This window comes from Actinacidiphila cocklensis, from assembly GCF_907177275.1.
Classification (GTDB): Bacteria; Actinomycetota; Actinomycetes; order Streptomycetales; family Streptomycetaceae; genus Actinacidiphila; species Actinacidiphila cocklensis.
Genome location: NZ_CAJSLV010000048.1, coordinates 356,768 through 373,614, shown reverse-complemented (window position 1 = coordinate 373,614; position 16,847 = coordinate 356,768). Strand labels below are relative to the sequence as shown.

Annotated in this window: 13 protein-coding genes; 6 read left to right on the top strand and 7 right to left on the bottom strand. The window is 72.8% G+C overall.

Annotation, left to right across the window (positions count from 1 at the left end; translation table 11 throughout):
- Positions 1-109 precede the first annotated feature (109 nt).
- Positions 110-2,509, top strand: a complete 2,400-nt coding sequence (locus NFU81_RS12600) for a phosphatidylglycerol lysyltransferase domain-containing protein (protein ID WP_251488897.1) — start codon at positions 110-112, stop codon at positions 2,507-2,509.
- Positions 2,510-2,528: 19 nt separating this feature from the next.
- Here NFU81_RS12600 and NFU81_RS12595 read toward each other — a convergent pair whose 3' ends face one another.
- Positions 2,529-4,001 carry an alpha/beta hydrolase gene (locus NFU81_RS12595; RefSeq protein ID WP_251488894.1) on the bottom strand — a complete coding sequence of 491 codons (1,473 nt, stop codon included), beginning with the start codon at positions 3,999-4,001 and terminating at the stop codon, positions 2,529-2,531.
- Positions 4,002-4,616: 615 nt separating this feature from the next.
- Positions 4,617-5,855, bottom strand: a complete 1,239-nt coding sequence (locus NFU81_RS12590) for an NsdA family TPR-like regulatory protein (protein WP_251488892.1) — start codon at positions 5,853-5,855, stop codon at positions 4,617-4,619.
- A gap of 227 nt (positions 5,856-6,082) precedes the next feature.
- Here NFU81_RS12590 and NFU81_RS12585 point away from each other — a divergent pair, with 227 nt between their 5' ends.
- Together NFU81_RS12585 and NFU81_RS12580 are read left to right on the top strand one after the other, a co-directional pair.
- Entirely contained in the window at positions 6,083-6,496 is a 414-nt protein-coding gene (locus tag NFU81_RS12585; RefSeq protein ID WP_251488889.1) for a hypothetical protein, read from the top strand.
- A gap of 24 nt (positions 6,497-6,520) precedes the next feature.
- On the top strand, positions 6,521-7,390 hold the full coding sequence (locus NFU81_RS12580; protein ID WP_251488886.1) for a spermidine synthase: 870 nt from the start codon (positions 6,521-6,523) through the stop codon (positions 7,388-7,390).
- Positions 7,391-7,524: 134 nt separating this feature from the next.
- Here NFU81_RS12580 and NFU81_RS12575 read toward each other — a convergent pair whose 3' ends face one another.
- Complete coding sequence (locus NFU81_RS12575) at positions 7,525-8,019, bottom strand: hypothetical protein (protein ID WP_251488883.1); 495 nt, start codon at positions 8,017-8,019, stop codon at positions 7,525-7,527.
- 52 nt (positions 8,020-8,071) lie between these two features.
- Between NFU81_RS12575 and NFU81_RS12570 the strand changes: the two genes are divergently transcribed.
- The 3 genes from NFU81_RS12570 (at position 8,072) to NFU81_RS12560 (ending at position 11,691) form a co-directional block, all read left to right on the top strand.
- Positions 8,072-8,761, top strand: a complete 690-nt coding sequence (locus tag NFU81_RS12570) for a response regulator transcription factor (RefSeq protein WP_251488880.1) — start codon at positions 8,072-8,074, stop codon at positions 8,759-8,761.
- The gene (locus tag NFU81_RS12565; RefSeq protein WP_251488877.1) at positions 8,758-10,125 is read left to right on the top strand and encodes a sensor histidine kinase; all 1,368 of its coding nucleotides are present in this window, start codon (positions 8,758-8,760) and stop codon (positions 10,123-10,125) included. Before NFU81_RS12570 ends, NFU81_RS12565 begins: the two co-directional genes overlap by 4 nt.
- Before the next feature lie 129 nt (positions 10,126-10,254).
- Positions 10,255-11,691: a glycoside hydrolase family 18 protein gene (locus NFU81_RS12560; RefSeq protein ID WP_251488874.1), complete on the top strand. Its 1,437-nt coding sequence runs from the start codon at positions 10,255-10,257 to the stop codon at positions 11,689-11,691.
- 101 nt (positions 11,692-11,792) lie between these two features.
- Here the strand turns inward: NFU81_RS12560 and NFU81_RS12555 are convergent, their stop codons facing one another.
- The 4 genes from NFU81_RS12555 to NFU81_RS12540 all read right to left on the bottom strand — a co-directional run bounded on the left by NFU81_RS12555 (position 11,793) and on the right by NFU81_RS12540 (position 16,818).
- Positions 11,793-13,274, bottom strand: a complete 1,482-nt coding sequence (locus NFU81_RS12555) for a GH1 family beta-glucosidase (RefSeq protein ID WP_251488872.1) — start codon at positions 13,272-13,274, stop codon at positions 11,793-11,795.
- A gap of 97 nt (positions 13,275-13,371) precedes the next feature.
- A complete protein-coding gene (locus NFU81_RS12550; RefSeq protein ID WP_251488869.1) occupies positions 13,372-14,289 on the bottom strand; it encodes a carbohydrate ABC transporter permease in 918 nt (305 codons plus the stop codon).
- Between the two features lie 2 nt (positions 14,290-14,291).
- Entirely contained in the window at positions 14,292-15,293 is a 1,002-nt protein-coding gene (locus NFU81_RS12545; protein ID WP_251488867.1) for a carbohydrate ABC transporter permease, read from the bottom strand.
- A gap of 163 nt (positions 15,294-15,456) precedes the next feature.
- Positions 15,457-16,818, bottom strand: coding sequence for an ABC transporter substrate-binding protein (locus tag NFU81_RS12540; protein WP_251488864.1), 1,362 nt, complete (start codon positions 16,816-16,818; stop codon positions 15,457-15,459).
- Positions 16,819-16,847: the final 29 nt, after the last annotated feature.

Here is a 16,847-nt window from a genome sequence, read left to right as displayed (position 1 = left end):
TGAAACGAAGGCCCTCCGTGTTCCACGGGGGGCCTTCGGCGTGTACCGGGACGTGGGCGCACGGCGTGCCGCGTGGCCCGGCAGCCCCGCGACCTTGCAGTCTGGTGCCATGGGGCACTGGTCGCTGACCGACGCGGTCCGGGTGGAAATCTCCGGCACCGGCGGCCGCACACCGCTGTTCCTGCTGCTCGCCGGGCTGCTCGGGTCGTTCCTCTTCATCCGGCTCAGCACCCGGATGATCCGCGCGCAGGTCTCCTGGTGGCCGGGCAACGTCCAGCCCGGCGGACTCCACATCCACCACGTCGTCTTCGGCCAGGCGATGATGCTGATCGGCGGTGTCGGCTCCTTCGCCGTCCACGGCGGCCCGCTCGCCCACGACATCCTCGCCGTCGTCTTCGGCGTCGGCTGCGGCCTGGTCCTCGACGAGTTCGCCCTCGTCCTGCACCTGGAGGACGTCTACTGGCGCGAGGAGGGCCGGCAGTCCGTCGACGCGGTGATCCTCGCCGTCTCGGTGATCGGCCTGCTGCTCATCGGCCAGGCCCCCCTCGGCGGCTACGTCGGCGGCACCTCGTGGACCACCTACGCCGTCGCCGCCGTCATCCTCGGCTTCGTGGTGCTGTGCCTGTTCAAGGGCAAGGTGTGGACCGGGCTGCTCGGGGTGATGCTGCCCTTCCTCGCCGTCGTCGGCGCCCTGCGCCTCGCCCGCCCCGCCAGCCCGTGGGCGCGCTGGCGCTACGGCAGCAGGCCGCGCCGGATGGCCCGCGCGGAACGCCGCGAGGAGCGTATCCACCGGCGGATGGTCGCCATGAAGACCCGCGCCATGGACGTGGTCGCCGGCGCCCCGAGCCCGGTGTCGCTCACCAAGCACCCGCCGGCCCGCGCCACCATCGTGGAGGTGCCGCCGTCCCGGCTCGAAACGCAGCTCGACCGGGTGCTGCGCCCGCTGCGCGACCCCGGCGCGGCCGCCGCCGTCTGGTACCTGCGGCTGGCCACCGCGGTCAACGTCGTCACCGGCCTGATCGCCCCCTTCCGCGAGCGGGTGCGGGCCGCCACCAACGGCGAGTACGTCACCGCCTTCCTGGTGAGCCCGGGCTTCACCGGCGCCGCCCTCGCCCTGGTCCTGTCCATCAGCCTGCGCCGCCGCAAACGCGCCGCCTGGATCCTCACCACCGTCCTGGCCGCCGGCTACACCGTGACGATCGCCGGCACCATCGCCGCGGTCCGCGAGTCGCGCGGCCACCCCTTCAACTGGATCTCGCTCGGCCTCACCGTGCTCTTCCTGACCGCCCTGCTGGTCTCCCGCCCGCTGTTCAACGTGCGCGGCGAACGCGGCAACGTGGCCCTGGGCCTGACCAGCCTGCTGATCGGCGCGGTCGTCGCGGTCGGCGTCGGCACCCTGCTCGTCCACGCCACCGACCAGTCACCGCCCCGGCAGTGGAGCGCGAGCCTGCGCTACGCCTCCGTACGCGTCCTGACCGTCTCCGGCCTGTTCGACCTGCCCGGCATCACCGTGCCCGGCTGGACCGACCTGGCCATCAACCTGCTCAGCGTCGCCCTGCTGCTGGTCGTCCTGCTGGCCTTCTTCCGCGCTCCCCGCGGCCGCGCCCGCCTCGTCGCCGCCGACGAGCGCCGGCTGCGCGCGCTGCTGCGCGTGTACGGCCGCCGCGACCCCTTCGGCTACGTCGCGCTGCGCCGCGACAAGTCCGTGTGGTGGACCCCGTCCCGGGACGCCGCGATCGTCTACCGCGTCGTCAACGGCGTCGCCCTCGCCTCCGGCGACCCCCTCGGCCCCCGCACCGCCTGGACCTCCGCCGTCACCGGCTGGCTCACCCACGCCCACCGCCACGCCTGGGTCCCCGCCGTCGCCAACGCGGGAGCCGCCGCCGCGGTGGCCTACGAGGCCGCCGGATTCCACGGCCTGTCCTCGGGGGACGAAGCGGTGGTCGACGCCCGCGCCTTCGCGGCCGGCGAGGGCGAGCGCGTCGCCGCCCACCGGATGGTCGCCGACGCCGGCTACACCACGGCCTTCCGGCGGCAGCGCGACCTCGACGCGGACGAGCTGGGCCGGCTCGGGCAGCTGGCCGACGCGTGGCGCCGGCACCCCGCCGCCTTCCCCGCCGGCCTCGGGCGGCTCGGCGACCCCGCCGACGGCGACTGCGTCCTCGCGGAGTGCCGCGACCCCAACGGGCGGACCTGCGCGATCCTCCTGCTCGTGCCCTGGGGCGCCGACGGGCTCACCCTCGACCTCCTGCGCCACGACCGCGACTCCGGCCGCGCGCCCGTCGACCACCTCCTCACCGACCTCCTGCTCGCCGCCGCCCACGGCAGCGACCGCGCACTGGCGGGCGTCTGCCGGCTCTCCCTCAACATCACCCCGACCCGCCCCTGGCCCTCCGCGGACCGCCACCACCTCTTCACCCCCTACGCCCCCCGCTGGAGCCCCCGCTACCTCCTCTACGAACGCCGCCTCGACCTGCCGCGCGTGGCGGTGGTGGCGCTGCGGGGGTGACCCGGCCGGCGAGCGGCCCTCAGCACACCGCGCCGCGGCCGGGCATCGTGCCGTCCAGCAGATACGCCTCGACCGTCGCGACCACGCACGGGTTGTGCGCGAAGTACGCCCCGTGGCCCTCGCCCCGGTACGTCAGGACGCGGCTGCCGTTCCCCAGCGCCGCCGCCATGTGCGCCGCCCCCGGATACGGTGTCGCCGGGTCCGCCGTCGTGCCGACCAGCAGCGCCTCCGGCGCCGTGGCGGCCGCGACGCGGCGCGACGCCGAGTCGCCCGGCGGCCACCCCGAGCACGACAGCAGCGTCGCCTCGATCGACGAGCCGAACACCGGGGACGCGGTCGTGAAGCGGCCGTCGAGCGCGTGCACGCCGGCGGCGGTGTGCCGCTCCGGCGTGTCACGGCAGTCGATCGCGAGCTTCGCCATCTCGTAGTTGTCCGGCGTCGACCACGACGGACCCCGCGCCGGCCCCGAGGCCACGCCGAGCTGGCCCGGGTAGGCCAGCTGCATCATCAGCTCGCCGTCACCGCTGTGCAGCGCGCTGAGCGCCTCCCGCAGGTAGGGCCAGTTGTCCTTGGAGTACAGCGCGTTCTGCACGCCCTGCAGATAGCCCTCCCGGTCCAGCCGGCCCGACACCGTCGCGAGCCCGTTCCCTGCCAGGCCGCGGGCCGTCGTCCCGATCCCGGCCACCACCGCGGCCGCCGTCCTGCCCGGCACCGGGCAGCCGCGGGCCACGCAGTCCGCCGCGAAGTCGTTCAGCGCGTGCTGGAAGGCTGCCGCCTGGGCCAGCGCGGTCTGCGTGTCGTCCAGCGTCGGGTCCGGCACCCCGTCCAGCACGATCCTGCCGGTGTGCTGCGGGAACTCGTGCGCGTACACCGAACCGAGCCGGCCGCCGTAGGAGAAGCCGAGGTAGGCCAGGCGGTCGTCGCCCAGGGCCGACCGCACGACGTCCAGGTCCTTTGCGGCATTCGGGGTACCCACCCAGGGCAGCAGCGCGCCGGCGTGCTCGCGGCACGCCTGCGCCACCTGGCGGGCCTGCGCCACCGGGTCCGTGGCGGTCACCCCCGCGAGGTCGCCGCAGTCCACCGGGGAGCTGCGGCCGGTGCCGCGGGGGTCGAAGCCGACCAGGTCGTAGCGGCGGTTGAGCCTTGCCAGCTCGCCGGCCTGGGTGCGTTGCGCCAGTTCGGCGATGCCGGGGATGCCGGGGCCGCCGAAGTTCACCACGAGCGAGCCGAGGCGCGGGCCTGGGCCCGTCGCCGGTATCCGGCTCACCGCGATGTCCAGGTCGCCGGATTTTCTGGGGTCGGCGTAGTCGCGGGGCACGGTGAGGGTGCCGCACTCCATGGACGAGGGGCCTTGCAGGCCCGAGCAGCCGGCCCAGTCGATCGTCTGGCCGTACGGGTCGTGGGTGGAGGACCCCGCTGCGTGCGGTGAGGCGGCGAGGGCGGTTGCGGCCAGTGCCGCCACGATGGCGGCGGCGAATCTGGTACGGGCCATGAGGTCAAGGTAGGTGTGCTTTTGCTTGCCCGCCCGCCCACCCGTGCGGGTGGGTTGTCGTGTGCGGGTGCCGCCTGTGGGTGGGTCGGTGCCGCTCCGGGGGTATCTCCTCGGCCTGCGCGCCCGAGCTCTTCCCGAACGTCCCAGCGGGAGCCGCGCGCATGCCTGCGGGGACACCCCCGAATCGTCCCCTCCCCGCCGTCGGCGGCCGTCCGTTGCGTGGTGGTGGCCGAGATGGGGGCAGTCCGGGGGCGCCGCCTCCTGCACCCGCCCCCGGGACGGCCGATGTCCCGACCCACTCCGACCCGGCACCCAGTCCCGCTCCTGTCGCCTGCTGTCTGCGGTTCACTGCCTGCTGCCTGCGGCTCGCTTTGCCGCCGCCTGCGTCTGCCGTCCGCGGTCAGCCGCTGTCGGGTGGCGTTCCACCGTTCCGTTCCGCCCGCCGCCCGCAGGGCGTCCCGCTCCTGCTCGCCTGCCGCCTGCGCTGATGCTCCTTGCACGGGCGCGCAGTCGCCGATGGTGGCGTACTCCCACGGGGAGACCCGCCGAACTACAACCTGCACGGGTGGTGCGGGTGGGAAGAGAAACCCGCGCCGGAGGCGTGGGCGGCTGGGGTCAGAGGGAGGTGAGCATCGTGTGGACGCGGGCCGAGCGGACGCTCGGGAGGAGCCGGCGGGCGGAGCCCGCCACCGTGGCCGCCTCGGCGCGGGAGCCGGCCCGGTGGAGGTTGAGGGCCAGCTCGGCCTGGTAGAGCGCGAGGTTGCGCACGAAGTGCGGGTCCTGGAGCCGCACCGCGTGCCGGGCCGCCCGGGCCGCCCGGGCCGGCCGTCCGAGCGCGGCCCAGGCCTGCGCTTCGAGCCCGGCCACCTCCGCTTCGCCGAAGAAGCTCATCCAGCAGGGATCGGCATCGTGCGGCCCGAGCTCGTAGAGGGAGTCCGCCCGGGCGAGCGCCAGCTCGCAGCGGCGCCGCTCGCCGAGCCCGGCGAGCCCGCCGGCCTCGCGGAGCGCGAGCAGCGAGAGCAGCCGTGCGGACCCGAGGTCGCGGGCCAGGAGCTGCGCGGCCTGCGCGGCGCGTACCGCCTCCCGGTGCCGCCCGGCATCCCGCGCGAGGAAGGACGTGTTGCAGAAGGCGTGCACTTCGAGCGCGGGGTCCTCGGCCATCCGGGCGGTGGCGAGCGCCTCGGCGTAGTGGGAGCGGGCCTCGGGCAGCCGCCCGGAGTCGTGGGCGAGCCATCCCACGGAGATGGCGAGCTCCCCGGCCCCGGACGCGAGCCCGGTGGCGGTCGCGGGGCTGTGGGTGGTGCTGTCGAGGAGGTGGTAGGCCCCGCGCAGGGCACTGGTGGCCTGGCAGTAGAGCCCGTCGCCGCCGTGGCGGTCGTCGTGCAGCCTGATCTGCCGTACCGCCTCGTGCACGGCGGCCACGTCGGCTGCGCCGGCCCGGGTGGGCGTGCCGGTGCGGGGCAGCGGCAGGAGTGCGGTGGCGAAGGCGGCCGGGCCGCCGGTCATGAACGCGCGACGCTGCACGTCGCTCTCCTCGTACGTCGGATCGAGCGGGGCGGCCGGCGGTGCGGCGGTGCGGCGGCCGCGTACCGCCTGCCGGGGTGCGAAGCCGAGGTCCGCGGGGGTGAGCCCGGGGAACATGTGGCGGAAGACCCGCTCGTAGGCGTAGTTAGGGCAGCGGATCTCGCCGGATTCGAGCCGTCCGATGTAGCGGGCGTCGCAGCTGACCTGCTCGCCGATCTCGCGGGCGGCCCGCCGTACGGCCGCGGCGAACTCGGCCGGCGAGAGGTCGCCGCGCAGCCGCCGGATCGCGGTGTTCGCGGGCGGGGATGTGGATGCAGGGGACGGCAGCATGGGGACTCCCACGACGGTCGGTACCGCTCGGCGGCGGGACGAACGTACCGGCCGGCCGGAAGCCCCATATGCCGAATTTGACTACAAAACGGATATCTCAGGCCCTATCCGCCATGAAACGCCACCCCTTACGGCATGAAACCCACGTAGCCGTTGACGCCGTCCCGCGTTGTACGGGTGTGGCACAAGCACAGCGTGCGCCGATCCCCTAGTGAGGAGCGTTTGCCTTGTTGGACACCAGCGGTACGCATACGTCGGGTCCGAGCGCGGAGTGCAGCCAACCGCCGCGCCCGTGCGACCTGGTGACTGTGCCGACCCGGCAGGGTCTCGAAGCGGTCGACCTGCTCCGGCACGGCAGCGGTGTCGGCCCCGTGCTGCACGACAACGCCGGCGTCAGCCTCGGTTTCCTGGTGCCGCCCGGGACCGCGGACTGCTGGGACCTGCCCGGCAGCTCCTGTACGAGCACGGACGGCCGCGGCCTGGTGCTGGACGGCGCACCGCCGGCCGCCGACACCGGGTGGCTGGTACCGCCGCACACCGACACGGAGGTCACCGACCCCGCGGTGCTGCGGGCCGCGCTCGGCGAGGCCGCCCGCACCATCGAGCTGGTCGACGGCTATCACGGCCTGCGCGCGGTCTAGCCGTCGTGCCCCGATAATCGGCGCATGGCAGGCAAGAGACAGCGCGGCGGCCGGGCGCGCACACCCGACGCGATCACCGCGCAGGTCGCCGGCGGCGCCGCGGCCCTCGTACCGGACCGGGAGCGCCCGCAGGCCTGGGCGCTGGTGGTCGAGGGCGCCCCGCAGTCCCACGTCGACCTGGCCGCACCCGACCACCTCGGCTTCTCCTACCAGCGCCGGCTGGGCCACGTCATCGACCTGGTCGCGCCGCCCGGCATGCCGCTGCGGGTCCTGCACCTCGGCGGCGGGGCGCTGACCCTGGCCCGCTACACCGCGTACACCCGGCCGCGCTCCACCCAGCAGGTCATCGAACTGGACACGGCGCTGGTCGAACTCGTCAGGACGCACCTTCCGTGGGACCGGGGCTGGCGGATCAAGGTACGCGGCGGCGACGCGCGCGCCGGGCTCGCGAAGCTGCCGGACGCTTGGGCCGACCTGGTGATCGCGGACGTCTTCGGGGGCGCCCGCACCCCTGCGCATCTGACCAGCGCGGAGTTCCTCACGGAGGTGCGCAGGGTGCTGCGGCCGGGCGGCGACTACGCCGCCAACCTCACGGACGGCGGTGCGCTCACCTTCCTGCGCGGGCAGATCGCGACGGTACGGGCCGCCTTCACGGAGGTGTGCGTCGCCGCGGATCCCGCGGTGCTGCGGGGGAGGCGGTTCGGCAACGCGGTGCTGTGGGCCGCCGACCACGACCTCCCGGTCGCCGACCTCACCCGCCGCGTCGCGACCGACCCCCACCCCGGCCGCGTCGAACACGGCACCTCCCTGACCGCCTTCACCGCCGGCGCCCCCGTCGTCACCGACGCCACCGCCACCCCTTCCCCCCCACCCCCACCCGGCGCCTTCGGCTAGCCCCCTCCCGGTGATGTGGCCGAGCTTTCTCGCCGGTGTCTCTGCGGATGTGGCCGAGTGTTCCCACCGGTGCCGTTGCGCCAGAGGGCGAGCGTTTTCCAGGGGCGCGGGGAACACCTCGAACCCCCGAGGACCTACTCCTCGTAGGCCTGCACGGACGGCGGATGCCCGTTCCACGTGCAGAAGACCGTGGACGCCGCACCGCCGGAGGCCGACGTGAAAGTGACCCGCAGCCACCCGTCCTCCGGCCAGACCTGCATCTTCCAGCCGGAGTTCGGCACCGCCGAGACGAGCGTGGCCGCCGCCGGCCCGAGGGCGAGGACGACCCGGCCGCCGCGCATGGTGTAGCCGTGCACGTCACCGCCGCCGGAGGTGGAGGGGGAGGTGGACGCAGAGGCCGGAACATGGGGCCGCGCGCTTCGCGAGGAGGTGGCGCGGGTTGTCGGGGGCGGCGCCGGAGGCGAGGGCCGGGAGGTGGGGGAGCCGACCGTCGGCGCGGTCACCGGGAGGGCGCGCGGCGGGTCGTACGCGGTGCCGCGCAGCACGCTGTGGACGCCGAACCAGGACAGCGTCGCCGCCGCCGCGGTGGTCAGCGCCCAGACGCAGGTGTGGAGCAGCCCTCGGTGCACAACGGCTATGGTGCCGCACCACGCGGCGGCGTAACACGCTAGGTTGCCGCGCATGGCAAGTGTGCTCGTGGTCGAGGACGACCAGTTCGTGCGCTCGGCCCTGATCCGGCACCTGACGGACGCGTCCCACACCGTAAGGAGCGTGGGCACCGCCCTGGAGGCGCTGCGGGAGGTCGCGCAGGTCGGGTTCGACGTGGTGATCCTGGATCTCGGGCTGCCCGACCTGGACGGGTCCGAGGCGTTGAAGATGCTGCGCGGGCTCAGCGACGTACCGGTGATCGTGGCGACCGCACGGGACGACGAGGCGGAGATCGTCCGGCTGCTCAACGCCGGCGCCGACGACTACCTGGTCAAGCCGTTCTCGGTGGAGCACCTGTCCGCCCGGCTCGCAGCCGTACTGCGGCGGTCCCGCAGCCGCTCCGCGGCCCCCGCGGCCGACGCGGTGATCATGGTCGGCGGGCTGTCCATCGACGTGCGGCGCCGGCTCGCCGTGCTGGACGGCGTCACGCTCGACCTGACCCGGCGGGAGTTCGACCTGCTGAGCTTCCTGGCCGCCAGGCCCGGCGTGGTGGTGGCCCGCCGCGAGCTGCTCGCGGAGGTGTGGCAGCAGTCGTACGGCGACGACCAGACGATCGACGTCCACCTGTCGTGGCTGCGCAGGAAGTTGGGGGAGACGGCGGCCAGGCCGCGGTATCTGTACACGCTGCGCGGGGTGGGGGTCAAGCTGGAGCCGCCGGTATGAGGTGGTCCCTGGTCCGGGTCTCGCTCGCGGTGACCGCGATGGTGGTGATCGCCTTCGCGGTGCCGCTGGGCCTGGTGGTCAGGGAGCTGGCCAGGGACCGTGCGCTGACGAACGCCGAGCGGCAGGCCGCGGCGATCGCCCCGGCGCTGGCGATCACCACCGACCGCGGGGAGTTGGAGCGGGCGGTGGCGACGACGCAGGCCGGGGCGTTGCGGCGGATCGCGCTGCGCATCCCGGCGACGCGGGACACCGCGGAGGTGCGGATCGGCCGGCCGCACGCGGGCGCGGCGGCGCTGGCCGCCGCGTCGGCCGACGGTGAGGCGGCGACCGTGCGGGTCGCGGGCGGCTACGCGCTGCTGCGGCCGACCGCGGTGGGGTCGGGGACGATCGCGGTCGTCGAGGTGTTCGTGCCGGACGGCGACGTCACCCGGGGCGTGGCCACCGCGTGGCTGGTGCTCGCCGGGGTCGGCCTCGGGCTGATCGTCGGCTCGGTGGCGGTCGCCGACCGGCTGGGCAGCCGGATGGTGCGGCCCGCGGTGCAACTGGCCGGGGCCGCGCACCGGTTGGGCGAGGGGGATCTGGCGGTGCGGGTGCCGGAGGCGGGTCCCGACGAACTGCGTTCGGCCGCGGCCGCGTTCAACGCCATGGCCGACCAGGTGGTGCAGCTGCTGGCCGCGGAGCGGGAGTTGGCCGCCGACCTGTCGCACCGGCTGCGGACCCCGCTGACCGTGCTGCGGCTGAACACCGCGTCGCTGGGCGAGGGTCCGGCCGCCGACCAGACCAGGGCGGCGGTCGCCCAGCTGGAGCGGGAGGTCGACCAGATCATCAGGGCCGCGCGGGAGCAGCGCGTACCGGCGACGGCGGCCGGGTGCGACGCGGCGGAGGTGATCAGGGAGCGGATGGCCTTCTGGTCGGCGCTGGCCGAGGACGAGGCCCGCGAGGTGCGGACCGCGGGCGCCGACCGGCCGGTGCGGGTGCCGGTCGCGCGCGGCGAACTGGCCGCCGCGCTTGACGCGATGCTCGGCAACGTCTTCCGGCACACCCCCGAGGGCACCGCGTTCGCGGTGGACGTGCACCGCGCGGACGACGCGGTCATCGTGCTGGTCTCGGACGCCGGACCCGGTGTCGCGGACCCGGCGGCAGCGGTCCGCCGCGGGCACGGCGACGGCGGGCAGGGCTCGACGGGGCTCGGCCTGGACATCGTGCGCAGGGTCGCGGAGTCCACCGGCGGCGACATGCGGGTCGGCCGCAGCGTGCTGGGCGGTGCGGAGATACGGCTGTGGCTCGCGCTGGGCGGCGCCCCCGCCCCGGTCGCGCCCGGTCACAAGCGGCGCGGCAGGCCCGTGGGGCGCGGCCACCTTTAACGGGTCCCTTGCCGTTGCTTAAGCGCGCCATAAGAAGCCGCCCCAACGCCCTGAACAGGGCTTTCGTCCGACTCTCAGCCGTTAGCGTGCAGCGCGTCACCACCTCCCCAGAACCGAGGCAGGCAGCACATGGCACGCACGCACCGTCGCCGTCCCAGCCGCAAGGTCCAGTTGACCGTCGCCGTCGCCGTCGCGGCGGCCCTCGCGGGCGGCGGTTTCGCCCTCGCGGGGTCCGCAAGCGCGGCCACGGTCGGGGCCGCGTACTCCAAGACCAGCGACTGGGGCAGCGGTTACACCGGGCAGTACGTGATCAGCAACACCACAGGCAGCGCGCTGAACGGCTGGACGCTGACCTTCCAGCTGCCCGCGGGCACCACCGTCAGCTCGCTGTGGAACGGTACCTTCACGGTGTCCGGCGGGACCGTCACGGTGAAGCCGGAGAGCTGGAACTCCTCGATAGCCGCCGGCGCGAGCGTCGAGGTCGGCTTCGTCGCGAGCGCGTCGGGTACCGCGGGCGACCCGACCGGCTGCCTGATCAACGACGCCAAGTGCTCGGTGGACAGCGGCCCGACGGCGACGCCCACGGGCCACCCGACGGCCACCTCCACCGCCACCGCGACGCCCGCCCCGACCGGGACCCCGACGACCGACCCGGGCAGCGGCACCGCCACCGGCGGCGGCTTCTCGCCCTACGTCGACACCTCGCTCTACCCGGCCTACGACCTGGTCGCCGCGTCCAAGGCAGGCGGCGTCAAGCAGTTCAACCTGGCCTTCGTCGTCTCCGGCGGCGGCTGCGTCCCCAAGTGGGGCGGCGTCACGGACCTGGGCAGCGACGCGGTCGCCGCCCAGATCGGCGCCCTGCGCGCGGCCGGCGGCGACGTCCGGGTCTCCTTCGGCGGCGCCAACGGTACGGAACTGGCCGCCGCCTGCTCGTCGGTGAGCGACCTGGCGGCCGCGTACGGCAAGGTCGTCGACCAGTACGGCCTGACCAAGGTGGACTTCGACGTCGAGGGCGGCGCGCTGCCCGACACCGCGGCCAACACCCGCCGCGCGCAGGCGATCTCCCAGCTCCAGCGCGCCCACAGCGGCCTGGAGGTCTCCTACACGCTGCCCGCGATGCCCACCGGGCTGACCCAGGACGGCATCGACCTGCTGTCGAACGCCAAGGCCAACGGCGTGGACGTGCACGCGGTCAACATCATGGCGATGGACTACGGCGCGTCCTTCAGCGGCGACATGGGCCAGTACGCCATCGACGGCGCCACCGCGACCCAGGCACAGGTCAAGAGCGTGCTCGGGCTCTCGGACGCCGCCGCCTGGCAGAAGATCGCCGTCACCCCGATGATCGGCGTCAACGACGTCAGCACCGAGGTCTTCACCGTCGCCGACGCCTCCCAGCTGGTGGCCTTCGCCAAGACCAAGGGCCTGGCCTGGCTGTCGATGTGGTCCGCGACCCGCGACAAGCAGTGCGCGGGCGGCGCCCAGAGCTGGGCCGACGCGAGCTGCAGCTCCATCACCCAGAGCGCGGGCGCCTTCTCGCAGGCCTTCGCCGACTACGGCGGCTGACCCAGCAGACCGGTCCTCTCCCACCCCCACGGGGGAGGAACGTCAAGGAGCGGTACGGCAGCACCCTCGAACTGCCGTACCGCTCCTTTTTCTCCGTCCCCTCAGGACTTCCCGTCCTCCTCCGGAAGGTCCTGAAGGACGTTTGCGCGCGCCACCGAGGCGTACCAGTGGGCGCTCTGCTTGGGGATCCTGCGCTGCGTGCCGAAGTCGACGTAGATGGCACCGAAGCGCTTGCTGTAGCCGTACGCCCACTCGAAGTTGTCCATCAGCGACCACAGGAAGTAGCCGCGGACGTCGGCGCCCGCGCTCACCGCCTGGTGCACCGCGGACAGGTGGCCGTGCAGGTACGCGATCCGCTCGGGGTCGTTGACCTGGCCCTCGGGCGAGATGTAGTCGTCGTACGCCGCGCCGTTCTCGGTGACCATCAGCGGCAGGCCCGGGTGCTCCCGGGAGATCCGCTGGATCAGGTCGCGCAGGCCGGTCGCGTCGACCGCCCAGCGCATCGCGGTGGTCTCGCCGGGCGGCAGGTGGAAGGCGACGTGCTCGGAGCCGGGCCACGGCGAGAAGTCGCTCGCCCCGTGCCCGTCGTTGCGCGGCGCCGCGGGACCCTCGGTCTGCACCCGGCCGTCGGAGACCAGCGTCGGGGTGTAGTAGTTCAGGCCCAGCAGGTCGATCGGGCGGCTGATCTCGGCGAGGTCGCCGTCCTTGACCAGCGACTCCCAGTCCACCAGGTGGGCGGTGTCGTCCAGCAGGTCGGCGGGGTAGCCGTCGCCGAGGATCGGGCCGAGGAAGACCCGGTTGCCGACCGCGTCGATCCGGCGGGCCGCGTCCAGGTCGGCGGCGGATTCGGTGAGCGGGCGGATCTGGTGCAGGTTGAGGGTGATCGAGGTCTGCGCTGTAGCGGGGAGAACGGAACGCAGAACCCCGATCGCCCGGCCATGGGCGAGGTTGAGGTGGTGCACGGCCTTCAGCGCCGACTCGGGTTCGGTGCGCCCGGGGGCGTGCACCCCCGAGCCGTAGCCGAGGTAGGCCGAGCACCACGGCTCGTTGAGCGTGGTCCAGTACGGCACCCGGTCGCCGAGCGCGCCCGCCACGATCTCGGCGTACTCGGCGAACCGCTCGGTGGTGTCGCGTACGGTCCAGCCGCCGACGTCCTCGAGGTCCTGCGGCAGGTCCCAGTGGTAGAGGGTGGCGACCGGCGTGATGCCCTTGTCGAGCAGCTCGTCGGTGAGCCGGCGGTAGAAGTCCAGGCCGCGCTGCACCGCGGGGCCGCGCCCGGTGGGCTGGACCCGGGACCAGGACACCGAGAAGCGGTACGCGCCCAGGCCCAGGTCCGCCATCAGCGCGACGTCGTCGCGGAACCGGTGGTAGTGGTCGGCGGCGATGTCGCCGGTGTCCCCGTTGCGGACTCGGCCCGGGGTGTGGCTGAAGGTGTCCCAGATCGAGGGCGTACGGCCGTCCTCGGCTGCGGCGCCCTCGATCTGATAGGCGGCGGTGGCCGCCCCCCAGACGAAGCCGGGGGGGAAGCGGAGCGAGGCCGAGCTGGCAGAAAGCTCAGTGCTCTCTGAACGGACAGCTGTCATAACGGGGGACTCCAAAGGAATCAGGGGGTAGTCGGGGGGAGAAGGGGGGCTCCCACCGGCCCGCGTGGCACAGGCGTGCGGCCCCGCGGGCGGGGAGTCAGCTCTTGACGGCACCCGCGGTGATACCGCCGACGATGTGCTTGCCGAGGAAGGCGAAGACCAGCAGCAGCGGCAGCGTCGCGACCAGCGCGGCGGTGACGACCGCGGCATGGTCGATGGTGTGGTTGCCCGACCCGACGCCCGCCAGCGCGACCTGCACCGTGGGGTTCTGCTGGTTGAGTGCGATCAGCGGCCAGAAGAAGTCGTTCCAGGCCTGCACGAACACCAGCATTCCCAGTACGGCCATCGCGGGCCGGGCGATCGGGAAGACCACGTGCCACAGGATGCGCAGGCTGTGCGCCCCGTCCACCCTGGCGGCCTCCACCAGCTCGATGGGCAGCGCCTCGGAGAGGAACTGCCGCATGAAGAACACACCGAAGGCGGCGACCAGCGACGGCAGGATGACGGACTGCAGATGGCCGACCCAGCCGACGTTGGTGACGATCTGGTAGAGCGGGATCACGCTGAGCTGCGGCGGGATCGTCATGGTGGCGACCACGATCATCAGCAGGATGTTGCGGCCGCGGAACTGCAGCTTGGCGAAGGCGAAGCCGGCCAGCGTCGCGAACAGCACCGTGCTCAGCGCGACACAGCCCGCCACGACGGTGGAGTTGATCAGGGCCGTGGTCATGTCGACCTCGTCCCACACCACCTTGATGTTCTGCACCAGGTGGCTGCCGGGCAGCAGCGGGGTCGGCGGCTGGGTGATGTCGGTGTCGGTGTGCGACGCGGCGACGACCGTCCAGTACAGCGGGAACAGCGAGATCGCCGCGGCGATGATCAGCAGGACGTACGCGATGGGTCCCGCGTGCTGCTGCTTGCCCGCCCCGCCGGCCTTGACCCGCCGGGGGCGGGCCGGCGCCGCGGAGGAGTGCCGCGGTCCCGCGGACTGCGTGGCCTGAGTGAGTTGAGCCATGGTCAGGCCCCCAGCTTCCGGCGGTTGGAGCGCACGATCAGCAGGTTGACGGCGCCGATGAGCAGCAGGATCAGCAGCATCACCCAGGCCACGGCGGAGGCCTGGCCCAGTTCGCCGGTGTTCCAGCCCTTGTCGTACATGTAGAGGCTGAGCGTCTGGTACTGGTGGTCCGTGCCACCGGTGACGCCGACGCCGCCGCCGAACATCAGCGGCTCGCCGAACAGCTGGGTCGCGCCGATCGTGGAGACGATGATGGTGAAGAGGATCGTCGGCCGGATCGAGGGGATCGTGACGCTGACGAACTGCCGCCACCGCGACGCGCCGTCCAGCGCGGCCGCCTCGTAGAGGTCGGCGGGCACGGCCTGCATCGCGGCCAGGTAGATCAGCGCGTTGTAGCCGGTCCAGCGCCAGGTCACGATGGTCGAGATGGCTATCTGGGCGGGCCACTTGGACGATTCCCAGTCGACGTGGCCGAGCCCGATGTGGCCGAACAGCTGGTTGATCATCCCGTAGTCGGGGTTGAACATCTGGATGAAGACCAGGGTGGCGGCGGCGACCGAGGTCGCGTACGGCGCCAGGACCGCGACCCGGAAGAAGCCCCGGCCGCGCAGCTTGTAGTTGAGCAGGTGCGCCAGACCGAGCGCCATCAGCAGCTGCGGCACGGTGGAGAGCACGCCGAGCGTGAAGGTGTTGCGCAGCGCCTTCCAGAAGAACTCGTTGTCCCACAGGCCGGTGTAGTTGTCGAAGCCGACCCACTTCGCGTGGGTGCCCAGCTCCACCTGGTGCAGCGAGAGCCAGCCGGTGTAGATCAGCGGGAACAGGCCGAAGGCGGCGAAGAGGATGAAGAAGGGCGCGACGTAGGCGTACGGGGACGCCTTGGTGTCGAACCGGAAGAGCTTGGTGCGCCAGCCGGGAGGGCGGCTGCCGCTCTTGTCTGACGTGCTGGGGGCGGGCCGGGACGACGGCGGGCGGCCGTCGGACGTCGCCCTGACGGAGGTGGCCACGAGTGGCGTCCTTCCCGTAGGGATGGGGGCGGTGGACCGGGAGGGGGGGAGGGTTGTTCAGAAGTTGTAGTGGCCTGGGCCGGATGCGTTCACTTGTCGCACCAGGCCCTGAAACGGACCGCCCGGCAGGTGGGAGACACTGCCGGGCGGCCCCGCCTGGGTACTACTCGACGACGGTGTCCTTGATCTGCTTCACCGCGTTCGACCACGCCTTGTCCTTGGCCGTACCGCGCTTCTCCATGTCGAGGATGCCGTTCTTGGTGATGATGTCCTTCACGTTGCCGTCCCACGGACCGATCGGGGCCGGGGTGATGTTCTTGGCGGCGGACGCGAAGATCTTGCCCATCGGGGTGCCGGGGAAGTACGGGTTGACCAGGCTCTGCACGGCCGGGTCGTCCAGGGCCTTGGTCGAGGACGGGATGTTCCCGAACTTCTGGAAGACCTTGATCTCCTGGGCCGACGAGGTCAGCCACTGCGCCAGCTCGGTGGCCTCCTTGACGTGCTTGCCGGACTTCGGCACGGCCAGGAACGAACCGCCCCAGTTGCCGACCTGCGGCGGAGCCGCGACGTCCCACTTGCCCTTGCCCGCGTCACCGGAGTTGGTCGCCACCAGGCCGACCATCCAGCTCGGGCACGTGACGGTGGCGAACTTGCCGGTCTTGAAGGCCGCCGCCCACGCGTTGGCCGGGTCCAGCTGCTGGTAGCCGGCCGTCAGGCCCTCCTGCACGGCCTCGGTGGCGATGTTCCACGCCGTCTGCACGCCCGCGCTGGTGTCGTAGATCAGCTTGCCGCTCGCGTCCGAGTACTGCGTCGCCTGGCTGGCGAGCACCGCGTTGAACAGGCCGCTGCCGGAGTCGGAGAACTTCATGCCCTTGGGCGCGGTCTTGCTGGCCGCGAACTGCTTGCCCAGGTCGATGAACTTCTGCCAGTCGCCGTTCCAGTTGGCCGCGAGGGTGTCGCGGTCGGTCGGCAGGCCGGCCTTCTGGAAGGCGTCCTTGTTGTAGCAGATCGCGGTCGGACCCGCGTCCGTGCCCACACCGATGACCTTGCCGTCGGAGGTGGTGGCCTGCTTCTCCTTGTACGGCAGCCAGTCGGCGGCGTTGAAGCCGGCGACCGTCTTGAAGTCCACGAACTTCGACGCCAGGTTCGGCTGGATGGCCAGACCGATGTAACCCACCTCGATGGCCTGGATGTCGTCCAGACCGCTGTTCTGCGTCAGGTGGAGCTTCAGCGAGTTCCAGTACTGCTGGCCGTCTGCGACGGCGTCCTCAACGATCGTGATGTTGGGGTGCAGCTTGTGGTACTCGGCGTAGAGGGCTGCGCCGGTCTTGTCGTCGTAGCCGAACGAGCCGAAGTCGCCGACGTGCAGGGTGATCTTCTCGGTGGACGAGGCGGAGCTGTTGTCGGAGCTGCCGTTGTCGTCCTTCTTGTTGTCGCTGCTGCAGCCGGTGATCAGCGTCGCGCAGGCTGCGAGACCCGCGACCGCGATGACGGCGGCCTTGCGGGTTCTGCCGGAAGTGCGCATTCCACTCTCCTTGTCAGGGTGGGTCAGCG

Bases quoted from the DNA above. Each gene is read 5' to 3' on its own strand.
- NFU81_RS12600 (WP_251488897.1), top strand. From the start codon at position 110: ATGGGGCACTGGTCGCTGACCGACGCGGTCCGGGTGGAAATCTCCGGC.
- NFU81_RS12595 (WP_251488894.1), bottom strand. From the start codon at position 4,001: ATGGCCCGTACCAGATTCGCCGCCGCCATCGTGGCGGCACTGGCCGCA.
- NFU81_RS12590 (WP_251488892.1), bottom strand. From the start codon at position 5,855: ATGCTGCCGTCCCCTGCATCCACATCCCCGCCCGCGAACACCGCGATC.
- NFU81_RS12580 (WP_251488886.1), top strand. From the start codon at position 6,521: ATGGCAGGCAAGAGACAGCGCGGCGGCCGGGCGCGCACACCCGACGCG.
- NFU81_RS12570 (WP_251488880.1), top strand. From the start codon at position 8,072: ATGGCAAGTGTGCTCGTGGTCGAGGACGACCAGTTCGTGCGCTCGGCC.
- NFU81_RS12565 (WP_251488877.1), top strand. From the start codon at position 8,758: ATGAGGTGGTCCCTGGTCCGGGTCTCGCTCGCGGTGACCGCGATGGTG.
- NFU81_RS12560 (WP_251488874.1), top strand. From the start codon at position 10,255: ATGGCACGCACGCACCGTCGCCGTCCCAGCCGCAAGGTCCAGTTGACC.
- NFU81_RS12555 (WP_251488872.1), bottom strand. From the start codon at position 13,274: ATGACAGCTGTCCGTTCAGAGAGCACTGAGCTTTCTGCCAGCTCGGCC.
- NFU81_RS12550 (WP_251488869.1), bottom strand. From the start codon at position 14,289: ATGGCTCAACTCACTCAGGCCACGCAGTCCGCGGGACCGCGGCACTCC.
- NFU81_RS12540 (WP_251488864.1), bottom strand. From the start codon at position 16,818: ATGCGCACTTCCGGCAGAACCCGCAAGGCCGCCGTCATCGCGGTCGCG.